The sequence below is a fragment of the Dactylosporangium sp. McL0621 genome (assembly GCF_049995355.1).
Classification (GTDB): domain Bacteria; phylum Actinomycetota; class Actinomycetes; order Mycobacteriales; family Micromonosporaceae; genus Dactylosporangium.
This window is the reverse complement of sequence record NZ_CP188259.1, coordinates 5,719,217-5,732,315: the sequence shown is the minus strand read 5'-3', so window position 1 is coordinate 5,732,315 and position 13,099 is coordinate 5,719,217. Positions and strand designations below refer to the sequence as shown.

Here is a 13,099-nt window from a genome sequence, read left to right as displayed (position 1 = left end):
TTCGCCTAACCGAACAGCAGCAGCTGCCAGAGGTCGAACGACTGCACACCGCGCCCGTGGGTCGCCGCGTAGAGCCGCAGCCCGAACAGGCCCGTGCGCAGCTGCATCGTGGTGGTGGTGGGCAGGTTGCGGCCGAGGACCTTCCAGTTCGCCTGGCCCGGCGGGCGGTACAGCACGCCGAGGTCGGTGCCGACGACCAGGCCGCCGCCCCACAGGACCTTCAGCGCGTTGGCCGGAATGTCGGGCAGGTTGGCCGAGATGTCGGTCCAGTGGGCGCCCGCGTCGCGGGACTCGAAGACGTGCCCGACGCCGGCGCCGGGGCCCTCGGTCCACTTGCGGGAGTAGCCGTTGATGGCCACGAACACGTGGTTGGCGTCGGCCGGGTCGACGTCGAAGCCGGACACGTACCGGTTCGGGATGACCCCGTCGACCGGCAGCGTGAGCTGGTGCCAGCCGGTGCCGTCGGCCTTGCCGACCGCGATGCCACGGGTGAAGCCCTGGTTGTTGCACGGGCCGCACCAGCCGACGTAGACCATACCCCCGGAGATCGAGACACCGGTGGCGACGTGGCCCGGGCCGAGGTCGAACGCGTTGACCCAGTCCGCGCCCGACTGGATGTTGAAGCCCTTGTGCTGGATCCACACGTGCCGGCCGCCGGCGACCCAGTCGTTGACGTTCTTCGGGTCGGCGGCGATCGGCGCGATGAACCGCGCGCCGGCCGAGCCCAGCGCGTTGTCGGGCGGGGCGATGTTGCGGCTGGAGACCTTGCTCGGGTCGGTCGTCCACGAGCCGTCGTTGACCGCGCAGTTGTTCGTCACCGACAGGGCCAGGTACACGTACTCGGCCGCGATGTTGCACCCGTTGTTCGGGTCGACGATGGTGTCGCCGCCGTCGCCGCCGAAGTTGGAGCCCATCACCCGGTCGCCCGGCCGCAGGATCGACTCGCCGTTGTCCTGCAGGCCGCCGCTGATCGCGACCCCCGCGTTGTGCCCCTGCCGGTCGGCGCCGACACCGACCGAGTAGTACTGCAGCACGTCCATGCTGCCGTCGTTCTGCGACACCCAGTCGGTGGCGTGCCCGGACGCGTCCGCCTGGCCGTTGACGGGACGCTTGTAGATGCCGCCGTCGTCGCCGACGACCACGTACGGCTTGCCGCCGTTGCTGCCGATCGCGGCCGCGTGCTGGTCGGCGTGGACGGTCTGGTGGCAGTCGCCGGTCTGCTTCGACGGGTCGATGCTCCAGCACGCGAAGTTGAAGTTCCAGTACGGGCCGGGCGTCGTCCACGTGGCGCCGGCGTCCTTGGACTCGAAGACCTCCTCCAGCCCGATGTACAGGTGCTTCGGGTCCTTCGGGTCAACCTGGACGAACTGGTTGTACCAGGCCTGAATGCCCGGCATGTAGCCCGGCGCGGTGTTGGCCGAGCCGGACGCGGCCAGCTTGTGGTAGTCGGCCGCGAGCTTCCACGGCCCGAAGGGCGAGCCGCTGTCGGAGACGAACACGCCGTAGAGGTTGCTGTCGCCGTTGGTGGCCAGCATCTCGGGCGACTGCTCGATCGCGTAGTACTTCGAGCCGTCCGCGGACCGGCCGAACGTGACGGCCCCGAGGTTGTCGGGGTCGCTGGCGATGTCGCCCGCGAGGGTCGTCTTCTGCCAGGTGCCGCCGACCTTGGTGTAGAAGCCGTTGTAGTCGTCGCCGCTGCGCCAGCCGATGGCGAGGACCACCTTCGACGGGTCGCGCGGGTCGATCGCGACGTCGTTGGCGATGTTCTTGTACGCCGCGGCGTCATCGGCAGCGTCGGCGCCGCCGGGCAGGAAGGTCGGGTTGGGCGCGAACTCGAGGTGCCACGGCCCGGACAGGTTCGTGGTCGAGTGCGTCCACACGCCGCGGCTGGTCGCCGCCCACACTTTGTCGCCGCCGAAGCGCAGCGCCCGGATCGTGGTGTTCTCCAGCTCCGTGCCGCCGACCCGGTCCGAGCTGCGGAACTCGCCGTGCCGCGGGTCGGCGAGCAGGTAGACGCCGGTGCCGACGAAGCTGGTCGCGCTGGTGTTGGCCTCGCCGGTGGCGAACCACAGCCGGCCGCGGTCGTCGAGGCGCAGGTCGCCGGTGGCCGGGGCGGGCAGCTTGTCGGAGATCGGCTGCCAGTGCCCGCCGCCCGTCGACGAGCGCCACACGCCGCCGTTGGCGGAGCCGGCGTACACGTATCCGTGATCGTCGGCGGCCATGCCGACGACCCGGCCGGTCACGTTGCCCGCGCCGCCGGATGAGTTCGAGTTGATGTCGCGGTACCGCGGGTCGTCCGAGTTGTACGGCAGCCCGGTCTCGTCGACCCACCGGCCGCCGGTGTGTGGCAGGGACTGCAGCTGCGCCCACGCGGCCGAGTACGCCCCCGGCGCCACGATCCCGGGCGCGCTGCGGGCCTCGTTCCACTGGTCGGCCTGCTCCATGATGTCGCTGGAGCCCTCTTCGTCGTCCTCGCCCGGCGCAAGGCTGTTGACCGTGCCCGCCCGGTGTGCGGTCGCGGCGCGGTCGGACGCGTGGGACGGGCGCGGGAGGCTCGGCGCGGCGCTTGCGGGCGCGCCGCCGAGCGTGAGCGCGAGCACCGAGAGGCTCGCGGTGATGAGCAGACGTCGATGCCGAAGCTGCGGCAAGGCCGGCTCCCTCCAGAACCGAGGCGCCGGCCGGGCATGGCCGGCGCATTCACGCCTGATCGGTTCATTGATCGGCTTTCACATCAAGTGAAGCCGATCAACAAACGCGTTCCGGAGGGTGAAGAAGAGGGTTCTCCTATTGACGCCGTTAGCTTAGCCAAGCCTATTCTTATTTCACCAACGCGCTTTCCAGGAGCCGGGCGGTCACGATGGCGAGGCGGCGCCCCTGGTACCGCGCGGCCGTCAGCGTCGCCACGGTCGGAGCACCCTCGGCGCCCGGGTGGGCGATGCCGTACGGGTTGCCGCGCGCGGCGTGGATCGACGGGTCCGTGTAGCCGGGCGGGACGATGAACGCGCCCCAGTGGTAGAACGTGTTGTACAGCGCGAGCAGCGTGGACTCGTTGCCGCCCTGCGGGTTGGCCGCGCTCGTGAAGGCGGTCGCGGCCTTGTCCGCCAGCTGCCCGGTCGCCCAGAGCCCGCCCGTGGTGTCGATGAACTGCTTCAGCTGCGCGGCGATGTTGCCGTACCGCGTCGGCGAACCGAACGCATAGGCGTCCGCCCATGTCAGGTCCTCGTGCGTGGCGGTCTCGACGTGCGGGGTGGCCTCCACGTGCGCGCGCCAGGCCGGGTTGGCGTCGATCGCGTTCTCCGGGGCCAGCTCCGCCACACGGCGCAGCCGCACCTCGGCGCCCGCGTCGACCGCCCCTTCCGCGATCGCCTCGGCCAGCGCGTGCACGTTGCCCGTGGCCGAGTAGTAGATGACGGCGACCTTCGCGCCCATGACGCCTCCAAAACTGGAAACAATTCCGCTTACGTGGTCGAGACTAAGTGGAACTTCTTCCACTTACAAGGGGTGGGATGCTTCTCACGTGAACCGCCGCAAGCCGCCCCCGCTGCCGCTCATCGACCAGCCCCCCGCCGAGCGGGCCGACGCCGCCCGCAACCGGCAGCGGCTCGTCGAGGCGGCGCTGCGGATCGTGGCCACCCACGGCGTCGCCGGGCTCGCGCTCGACGAGGTTGCCCGCGAAGCAGGAGTCGGCGTCGGTACCGCGTACCGCCGCTTCGGCGACGTCGGCGCGCTCGCGTACGCGCTGCTGGAGGAGCACGAGGTGCGTTTCCAGGAGGCGTTCCTGGCCGGCCCGCCCCCGCTCGGCCCGGGCGCGCCGCCGGACGAGCGCATCCGCGCCTTCGTGATCGCGCTGCTCGATCTGCAGGAGGAGCAGTGGGACCTGCGGCTGCTGGCGGTGAAGAAGGCGGCGCTGGGGTACGCCAGCGGCCCCTACCCGACGTACCACCTGCACCTGACGCGGCTGATCGAGGACCTCGGCCGCGGCCTGGACGCGCCGTACGTGGCGAGCGTCCTGCTGGCCCTGCTCACCCCGAACGTGCTCGACCATCAGCGCCGGGTGCTCGCGCTCGACCCGGAGCGCATCCGGCACGGCATCGAGACCGTGCTGGCCGGGCTCCTCTGACACAGCACCCTGTTTTGGTTGCGCTTGAGTTTGGGTGCGCTTTATTGCAGGACCCGCCCGCGCGGGTTCTTGGCCATCCAGCGCTGGTGCTCGCGTTCGAGCATCGCCGGGTACCGACGGAACTGCGGCCCGGCGTCGGCGAGCGCGTCCTCGATCCACTCGCGGGCGGCGTCGGTCGACACACCCCACCGCCACACGAGCGCCTCGCGGGCGCCCCGCTCCCGGCCGAGCAGCCGGGGCCGCACGAGCAGCAGCGGAAAGTCGTGCGTGACCTCGGCGATCATCTGCATCCGCGCGACGGCGTCGTCGACCTCGTACGCGGCGATCGCCCCCTGCCGCAGGTCACTCGCGAGCGCGCGCACCTCGAGGGCGCCGACCCCGAGCAGCGCGGCGACGGCCCGCACGGCCGTGGCCCGCCCGCCGATGAACCTGACCTCAGCTCCCCTGCGCATCGATAGCCCACGATAGTAGATCGCGCCGTTCCGTTCAGCCGCGCCCCAGGATCCCGGGTTCCGAGTTCGCCCGCAGCGCTGTCATGAGCCACTCCCCCGGACCGGCGAGACTCTCGGGCACCGGGCGACCGGTGATGGTGCGGACGAGCCGCCAGTACCGCTCGGCCTTGGGGTTGCTCGCGACCTCGAGCTGCTCCAGCAGCCGGCTGCGCGCCTTGCGCCCGTCCTCGTGCGGCGGATCGACGGTGGCGCGCTGGGTGGGCAGCCAGACCGCGACGATCTCGCCGACAATGGGATCGGCGGAGGGCGAGTCGGCCGCAATCCCGTGCGCGATGGCCGCCTTCGCCTGCTGAACCCAGAACGCGGCGACCTCTTCGGCTCCTCGGGGCTGCGGCCCGGGCGCGATCCGGGCAACGTACTCGGCCGTGCGGCGCATGGACTCGGCCAGGCCGGGGTCTTGGACGAGCTCGGCCAGCTCCAGCCACGCGTCGACCTGCTCGGCGGTGGGATCATCGGGCAACTCGGGCCGCGCGGCGAGCAGCCCTTCGCGGTACGCGGGAACGTCAACCCCGTCGAGCACCTCGGCCACGAACCGCTCGATGATTGCGGCCCGCTCCCGGGCGGACAGCTTCGCGAGCCTCGTCAGCACGGCAAGTTCCGCGGCCCCGGTACCGCGGGCCGCGACCGACCGGAGCACGGCCTGCTGCAGCCTCAGCGCCCGGATCTGAGCCTCGACAGCCCGCGCGTGCACGCCCGCGACCTCGGCGAGATCCTGTTCCTGCCCGACGACGTCGCGGATCGCGGCCATGCCGAGCCCGAGCTGCCGGAGCGTGCGCGCGAGCTCGAGCCGCGCTACGGCCTCGATCCCGAACCGGCGGTAGCCGGCACCGGTCCGTTCCGCGGGCGGCACGATCCCGAGGTCGGACCAGTGCCGGATGAGCTTGACGGAGAGCCCGGTCCGGCCGGCGAGGTCACCGATGCTCAGCAGTACGTCATCCACACACCCATGCTGCGGTCTCCCACCGTGGGAGAGTCAACGCTGGGGCACGCTCATTCGAACGGTCCACAACCGAGCCTTTGGGCAACCACACCGAAGATGTCCTCGCCTCCGAGAGCCGAGAACAGATTCTCCAGCAGTTCGCCGGACCGCTCGACCGAAAGCCGCTCGCCGTTGAGGCCTGTGCCCGACAGGTCACCACCGGCGATCTGGTGCCAGGAGACCGCACCCACTATGCCCAGCGCGACGGACGACTTGTTCCTGTCCGCCTCGACAAATCCGAAACAGGTGCCGGTCGACGCGTCGTAATTCAACTGGTCCAACGAGACGCGGGCATCTTCACCTGAGATCGGGACGGCGAGTACCAGTTCGAACTCCGCCCCCGTCACGATGTTGTTCCGCACGCGCTGACGCAGGTCGACCGGCTGTCGCCCGAATCGCTCGAACGCGACCTCCATCTGCCGGACCAGGTCCATGGGGACCACGGGCCGACCGTCGGAGATAGTCCACTCAAAGGCCATAGTGCACCCAACCGTCGGCAGCGCGAATGGAGATCCTCGAGAATGCCGGGCCACCAGCCATCCTGGTCAAGTGGTCGATGCCGGTGGCCTCCGCGACAGATACCCCATGCGCGCGAATGAACAGGACCGCGCCTTGGCCGCCAAACCCGTTCCTCAGGATGGACCTGCGCGCTTTGTCCGCCGCACCCTTCAATGCGTTGACGTTGTTAGCGCTACCGGGTGCCACTTCCTTGAGACTTGCCGGAATGCCGTTCCAAGTGCCATCGATCCCCGCAGTGTTGCCGACGCCCTGCCCTTCGAAATGGCCGCACAGCTCATCCACCACTTCCTTGGCCTGCACGAACTCGTCGTCCGACAAAACGTTGCGATTGATGGTTCCACAGTTGTGGACCAGGACGGGCAGGTCGCCCGCAACGACATAGTACGTGTGGGTGTCAGCGACGGTGAGGTCGTACATGTCCCGCGCGCCGAGGTAGTTGCGGACCCCGAGGAACTCGGCCGAGGTCCCGGCAGTTCCACCCTGCTCCGTTCCCGATCGCAGATCGCCGGCGCTGACCCACAATTGCTGGGTGCTGTCCCAGAACGGGTGGTTCTGGGAGGTCCTGATCGTGGCAACAGTGCCGTCTGCGGTCTTGACCGCAAGGTCGGTAAGAGCGTGGTCGCGGTTCAGCTTGACCGCGAGCACTGTGCGCGGCGATGTCTCACCTGTCCTTGGATCAGTGGCCTTAACCGCGTCGCCGACCTTGACGTCCTTGATGGGTTTCTGCTTGCCGTCCGCCATCTGGACTTTGGTCTCGGCGGTGAAGCTACAACCCTTCTTGAACGCGCCCTTGGCACCCTGGGCAATGGCCTTCGACTCGGCCGCGGCCGCCTTACCGCCCGCAGACGCGGCGGCCTTGAGTCCGCCGCCGCCCATGAGGGCTGCCTTACCGGCCTTGAGCATGGCACCCCCGACGGAGCCCAAACCGCCCATGAGACCGCCGACGATGGCCCCCTGCGCGCCAGTCTTGAGCATTCCTCCCCAGGAGAAGTTGCCCTTGTGTTCGACCTTCGTCTGGATGGCGTAGGTGACCATGTTGGTCACCGCGCCCGCCAGTGCACCGCAGGCGACGGCTCCTACCCCGGTCACGCCGATGAGTGCGCCGCAGCCGAGCCCGACCGCGAAACCGGCGATGTTGCCGATGATCTCGGCCTTGTGCTCGTCGACCCAGTTGACCGTTGCGGTCGTGGCCTTCTTCAGGCCGCACTTGATCGGGTGGGCCTTGCACCAGGCCTTCTGCTGCGCCTCCTTGGCGCGTTTCTGCCGGTCCAGCTCGGCCTGCGCGTCGCGGTCGTACTGGGCCTGATCGAAGGGCTTGTCCATGTTGGCGGCGCCGGACTTGCCGTAGTACTGCTCGTCCGTCCGCTCGCCGGTCGGGTCGCTGTGAGTGATCGGGCTGTTCTCGGCATACGCATAGGCCTGCAGTTGCTGCGGATCACTGCTGTCCACGACTGGGTCGGCCGAGATGAAGCGGCCGATCGCGGCGTCGTAGTACCGGGCACCGACCTCTTCCAGGCCGGTCGGATCATTGGTTCCGCCGACGAAGCCCTTCTCGTTGGGCCAGGTGATCGAGGCGCCGCGCTGCTCACCGAACGGCTGCTGGCGGCGAACCGTTACTGCCTGTGTGGTAGCCACGATCGAGACGTCAGCGGTGCCTTGGCCGTCATTGGCGAGCCAGGTCAGGCCCGCCGCACTACGCTGGCCGACGATTGTCCCGCCGAACGAGTAGTAGCGGGTGCAGGTCTTCGCCGCGGTCTGCGTGTTGTAGCGCAGCTCCATGCCCGGCAGGTACAACGTCTTGCCTGTTACGTCCTTACGGATCAGGCGGTTGCCGCTGGCATCGTACAGAAACGTGGTGGTGCCGGCGGTGTCGGTGACGCTGGTGAGATGGCCCTCGGCGTCCCATTGCAGAGTTTGGTCGCCATTGGCGCCCGGGCGGCCGGTGGTGTTCCCGGCAATGTCGTACGTGTACGAGGCAATCCGCGTGCCGTTGTTGTCGGTGACGCTGGTACCTGTCAGCGAATGCGGGCGGACGATGTTCGCCGGAGTCGTGCCGGTTGGGTACGTGTAGTCGGTAACGGCGGTGCCGGCGGCCGTACCGTACTGAGTCTGCTGGGTGCGGCGGCCGATCGTGTCGTACTGGTAGTTGACCCGGTACGGGGCCGGGCCGCCCGTCGCGGCCGTCGGGCCGGTCGCACAGTCGCCCGAAGCCGGCGTCCACGCATCCGTAAGCCGCTCATAGCGGTCGTGAAGGAAGCACTGCGAGTCGGCAGTGCCGCCGGCCGGCGTGTCGGCGATCTTCGTGATGGTGCCGAAGTCATTGTACGAGTAATGCAGGTCAGCCACCGTGTTCGGCGACACCTGGTCGCGCTCGGCTTTCAGGCCGGTCACCCGGCCGGTCTCCAGCTCGTACGAGCGCGAGAGGTAAGCGCGAGGGCCGTTGCTGTCACCGTCGTCGGTGCTCACCGTGCTGTTGAACAGGGTGTACTGCGTCGGCTGGGCGAGCGCATTGAACGACGTACGTTCGACGAGCCAGCGACGCTGATCGGCCCCGTAGAACGTGCTCAGGTTGTCGGTCATGCCGAGGGCGTTGTACCCCACGACTGTGGTCTCGGACTGCAGGTCACCGGCGGCCGGAGAGCCGATGCTGTTGATCGAGCCGTCGACGTTGTAGCCCGTATAAAACGTGTAGTCGCCCGCGAGGCCGGTCTCCGCGGTAGGGATGCTGAGGGTTGAGACCGTCGGCTGGTACTGGTCGTTGTATTGCACCGAGGTCGACTTGTACTGCTGCCCGCTGACATAACGGATCGACGAGGTCGGGTAGCCCTTGGCGTTGGTGACGCCGTCTTCGAACTTGGTCGTGTCGTACGTCCAGCCCGCGAGCTGGTTCGCCGCGGTGATCGAGGTCTGGTACAGGCCCGTCTTGCGGTTCAGGTTGTCATAGGTGGTGAGCAGGACTTTGTTGCGGCTGTCAGTGCTCTTGGTCAGGCGTCCGGCGTTGTCGTACTCCTTGGTCGTGGTACCGCTGTCCGGGTCCTTGGAGGAGGTGTTGCGCCCACGCAGGTCGTAGTCGTACGTCCACTCATATCCGGCCGGGTCGACCACTTTAGAGAGCAGACCGCGGCGGTTGTAGCTGTACGTGGTCTTGTCAAAGGTGCTCGGGTCCGAGTTCAAGTTGCCGGGAATCCGGTTCGCGAACTGCCAGAGCTCGGTGGTGCGGCCGTTCTCGTCCGTGCGCGTCAGGCTGCCAGTGCCACCCATCGGCGGCGTGACGGCCGTGTAATCGCCGCCGTAGTACGTCGTCGTGCGCCACCGTTCGGTGTTGTACGGCTGGAAGATGTCCGCGATCTGCCGACCGGCCCCATCGTAGATGTAGCGGCTCTGCGTCGGGATGGTCAGGCCCTCATCGACCGGTGCCACGATGGAGGTGCCCGGCGTCCCCGATGCGTCGTGGTACACGCCGAAGTTGCGCGAGCTCCGGCCGGCGGTGTCGTAGAAGGTGTCGGTGAGCAGACGGCCGCCGGATGGTGAGTCGGTCTGGGTCTGCCGCTCGCGGACCAGGCCGTCAAAGAGCTCGTATGACGTGGTGTAGCCGCCCGACGGGTTCAGTGTCTGCGTCGTGACCGCGTTCGCGCCGTTGGTCCGAATCAGGTAGGCGTACTTCGAGTTGGCTGGCGCGTTGGCCGCCTTGCTCTGGCCGGGCAGCCACACCGCGGTGAGGCGGCCGAGCCCGTCGTATGCCTGGTCTGTGCGCCGGCCGTTCTGATCCACGGTGGATGTGGCCAGGCCCCATGCCGGCTCCAGCGTCGTTGTCATTGTCCAGTTGCGCGGGTTGGTGTCGACGGTCTTGGTGACGGGGCCGGTGGTGGCCGGGGTGTAGTCGGTCTGCGAGTGGTAGTCCATCGCGTCCCAGGACTCCGTGACGCGGCCCAGCACGTCGTATGCCGAGCGGCTGAGCTGGTAGTACGTCGGGTTGGTCGCGCTCCAGACGCTCAACGCCTCGCTCTTCGTCACATCACCCTTCGTCGGGGCGGTGCCGAACGTGGTCGCGTTGTCGTAATACAGGCGGCTGTCACCGATCACATCAGCCTCGGTGATCGGACCCGCCGCCACCTTGTCACAGTCGACCGAGAACGTCTGCGTCCGCTGCTGCGCCGTCATCAGCCACACCGACGTGTTCCGCGGTTCGAACGACGTCGTCGTGCACTGCTCATCGCCCGTCACCGCGTCATCGCCGTAATCCGTCGCGGTCACGACCATGCCCAGCGAGTCGAACGTGTTCTTCGTCGACGAGCGGCGCACCCCACGGCCCGCATCCAGCGTCGTGCGGCTGTGCACCGCCGACGTGTTGATGAACTTCGCCGTCGTCGTAACGCCGTTGATCGTCCGCGTCGCCGTGGCCGCGGACTGCCACGGATCGTTGATCGCGCCGCTGACCTCCGCACCGCCGACACCGTTGAACGTCCGCGACTCCCGGATCATCCCCGAGTAGGCGTCGTCGTCCGGGACGCTGCCACCCTCGGAGTCGACCACGTTCACCGAACGCGTCCCCGACGGCAGGTGATCGCCGTTCATCCCCCGGAAGTACAGCGTCTCCGAGTACGTCCGCTCATCCGGGTTCCCCGGCGCGGTCGGTGCCTCACCCGCCGACGTGCCGACCTTCGCGTAGCCCCGCCACACGTTCCACGTCTTCTGATCCGACGAGATCAGCCCGTCGTCGTCGGCGTAATGCCACGCCGGGTCACCGAGGTACGTGTACTGGTGCAGGACCCGCTTCGACCCGCCCGTCAGATCGTTCTCGATGACCTTGTCCACCACATACTTGTGGAAATAGTCCGTGACCTCACCCGTGATCGGGTCCGGCGTCCACCGCACCGGATAACACCGCAACGTGTTGTTCTCCGGCGACGCCGGCATCCGCGAACCGACCACACAGTCCTTCCCCAGATACACAATCTGGATCTGACCACCGGTCTCCGTGTTGATCGCCGTCAACCGCGACCAGTTCATCGACGGCGACGCATCCACCCCATCCACCCGGTTCGGCATCTGCGTCGGCACGAAACTCACATCAGGCAGATCCGTCTGCCCACCCACCAGGCCGCTGTGCCCGACCTTGTCCAGCCACAACCCCGCCCGGGTCCCGTCCTCCGGATCCGGGAACGTGTGCGTCAGCGTCCACCGCTCGGTGTCGCGCATCGCCGACGTCGACACCTCCCACACCTGCGTCGTGATCGAGGCGAGGCGGCGGGTCGTCCAGAACGACGGCGACGTCTGCGGACACGTCGCCCCACTGTCACAGTTCAAATCCCACGGCGTGTCCGGCCAGTGCGCCTTGTCCTTCGTCCCACACGACGACAGGCACCGATCGGCGTAGCCGTAGTTGATCCGCGCCGCCGGATGCCCCGAGAACACCGTGTCCGTGCCGGTGGTCCAGTCCCCGGCCGTGGTCAGGTTCTCATCCCGCGTCCCGTACACGACGTGGTCGAGGTAGCCACCCCGGTCGTACTGCGTCGCCGTACCGTTGTTCTTGCTGTAGAAGTTCCGGTCGGCGCCGTACCAGTACGACATCGTGTTGCCGTGCGGATCGACAACGAAGTCGAGATTCCACCGGTACGCCTGCGTACACGACGACGCCGCGAACGTCGCACCATGACACGGCTCGCCGGCGTCGTTGCCGAACACCGGCTCCGTCCACGTCGACTGCGTCGCCGTCCCCGCCGGCGCACCCGGCAACTGATTCCGCCCGAACCAGTACTGCGTCCCATTCACCGTGGTGACAACCCACCACTCACCATCATTGTCACCATTGGCCGCACCCAGCTTGTGCTCCACCCGCGACCCGTCATCATTACGCGGATGCCACTTGTTCGGGTCCGTACCATCCTTGATCAGCTCCGAACCCGAACCGTTCAAACTCATCGTCGCGTTGTCCGTCGCCCAGCACATGTCACCGGTCTTCGCCGCCGCGTTCCCGCCAGTCTTCGGATCCTCCGCACACGTCTTGTACCGACGCTCGATATAACCCGACGTCGACAGCTCGAAACCCTCACCCACAATCGACGGCTGATTGTTCGACGTCACCATCCGCCCATCAACCGACTGCGCCGAATACGTAATCTGCAACGTCGGCGACGGACCACCCAACGACGGCGGCGTCCGCATCGGGAACGACCACGAAAAATCACCAGCCGACCCACCAGCCGACCACGTACTCGACGACGACAGACTCGTCGCACCGTAACTACCCGACGCCCCCGAGCTCCCGGCCGTCAGGGCGAGCGTCTTCGCCGTCGCGCCGAGGACGACGTCCGCGGAGACCGTCTTCGTCTTGGAGTCGTTGTGGCTGGGCACGTCGGTGCCCCGGCACTCGGCCCGCTCCGGCGTCGACTGCGCGCACGCGGGCAGTTCCACCAGCTTCAGCCGGGTCGACCAGTCCGCGCCGTACGCCGTCGCGAACTTGCTGTAGTCGACCTTCACCCCGACGCCGGCCGCGTCGCTGCCGCCGTCGCCCCGCCCGACCTTGAACAGCAGGCCCTGGACGTTGGCCTTCTTCGCCGCCTGCTGGTCCAGGACCTCGACGTGCACCTTGCCCGGGATCGGCACGCTCGCCGCGCCGATCGTCCGCGCCTGCCGCGTCGTCGTCGGCGTGGTGATCGTGACCGGGCCGCCCGCCACCTTCGCCGCGGCCGGATCCATGTCCGTCGCCGACGCGCCGGGCCAGACCGGGGCCGGGTTGTCCTGCGCCTTCTTCGTGGTGTCCTTGACCGGCTTCCCCGCCGGTACCGGCTTCGTCTTCACGCTCGGCACCTTCGCGGCGCCGGCCGGGGTGAACGGCTTGGCCGGGCCCGCGAACGCAGGCGCCTGCACGCCGAGCGCCACCAACAAGGCCAGGGGCAGGCCCAGCAGGAGACCCCGCCGGAACTTCGAGTCACGCACCAGCGACCTCCGGAGCTGAATGACGGACAT

General features: G+C 68.2%; 7 protein-coding genes. 1 reads left to right on the top strand and 6 read right to left on the bottom strand.

Features of this window, described 5'->3' with window-relative positions; genetic code table 11:
* Window positions 1-5: 5 nt before the first annotated feature.
* On the bottom strand, window positions 6-2,648 hold the full coding sequence (locus tag ACPPVO_RS27050; RefSeq protein WP_426513954.1) for a glycosyl hydrolase: 2,643 nt from the start codon (window positions 2,646-2,648) through the stop codon (window positions 6-8).
* 169 nt (window positions 2,649-2,817) lie between these two features.
* Entirely contained in the window at window positions 2,818-3,429 is a 612-nt protein-coding gene (gene wrbA, locus ACPPVO_RS27045; protein WP_426513953.1) for an NAD(P)H:quinone oxidoreductase, read from the bottom strand.
* A gap of 88 nt (window positions 3,430-3,517) precedes the next feature.
* Here wrbA and ACPPVO_RS27040 point away from each other — a divergent pair, with 88 nt between their 5' ends.
* Window positions 3,518-4,120: a TetR/AcrR family transcriptional regulator gene (locus tag ACPPVO_RS27040; protein ID WP_426513952.1), complete on the top strand. Its 603-nt coding sequence runs from the start codon at window positions 3,518-3,520 to the stop codon at window positions 4,118-4,120.
* A gap of 41 nt (window positions 4,121-4,161) precedes the next feature.
* Here ACPPVO_RS27040 and ACPPVO_RS27035 read toward each other — a convergent pair whose 3' ends face one another.
* Genes ACPPVO_RS27035 through ACPPVO_RS27020 form a run of 4 tightly spaced genes read right to left on the bottom strand, consistent with a single transcriptional unit; the run spans window position 4,162 to window position 13,099 of the window.
* On the bottom strand, window positions 4,162-4,572 hold the full coding sequence (locus tag ACPPVO_RS27035; protein WP_426513951.1) for a hypothetical protein: 411 nt from the start codon (window positions 4,570-4,572) through the stop codon (window positions 4,162-4,164).
* A 34-nt stretch (window positions 4,573-4,606) separates the two neighbouring features.
* On the bottom strand, window positions 4,607-5,572 hold the full coding sequence (locus tag ACPPVO_RS27030; RefSeq protein WP_426513950.1) for a MerR family transcriptional regulator: 966 nt from the start codon (window positions 5,570-5,572) through the stop codon (window positions 4,607-4,609).
* Between the two features lie 50 nt (window positions 5,573-5,622).
* Window positions 5,623-6,045 carry a hypothetical protein gene (locus tag ACPPVO_RS27025; RefSeq protein ID WP_426513949.1) on the bottom strand — a complete coding sequence of 141 codons (423 nt, stop codon included), beginning with the start codon at window positions 6,043-6,045 and terminating at the stop codon, window positions 5,623-5,625.
* Window positions 6,046-6,079: 34 nt separating this feature from the next.
* Entirely contained in the window at window positions 6,080-13,099 is a 7,020-nt protein-coding gene (locus tag ACPPVO_RS27020; protein ID WP_426513948.1) for an RHS repeat-associated core domain-containing protein, read from the bottom strand.

Coding starts and splice junctions, on each gene's coding strand:
- wrbA (WP_426513953.1), bottom strand. CDS start 3,429: ATGGGCGCGAAGGTCGCCGTCATCTACTACTCGGCCACGGGCAACGTG.
- ACPPVO_RS27035 (WP_426513951.1), bottom strand. CDS start 4,572: ATGCGCAGGGGAGCTGAGGTCAGGTTCATCGGCGGGCGGGCCACGGCC.
- ACPPVO_RS27025 (WP_426513949.1), bottom strand. CDS start 6,045: ATGGACCTGGTCCGGCAGATGGAGGTCGCGTTCGAGCGATTCGGGCGA.
- ACPPVO_RS27020 (WP_426513948.1), bottom strand. CDS start 13,099: ATGTCCGTCATTCAGCTCCGGAGGTCGCTGGTGCGTGACTCGAAGTTC.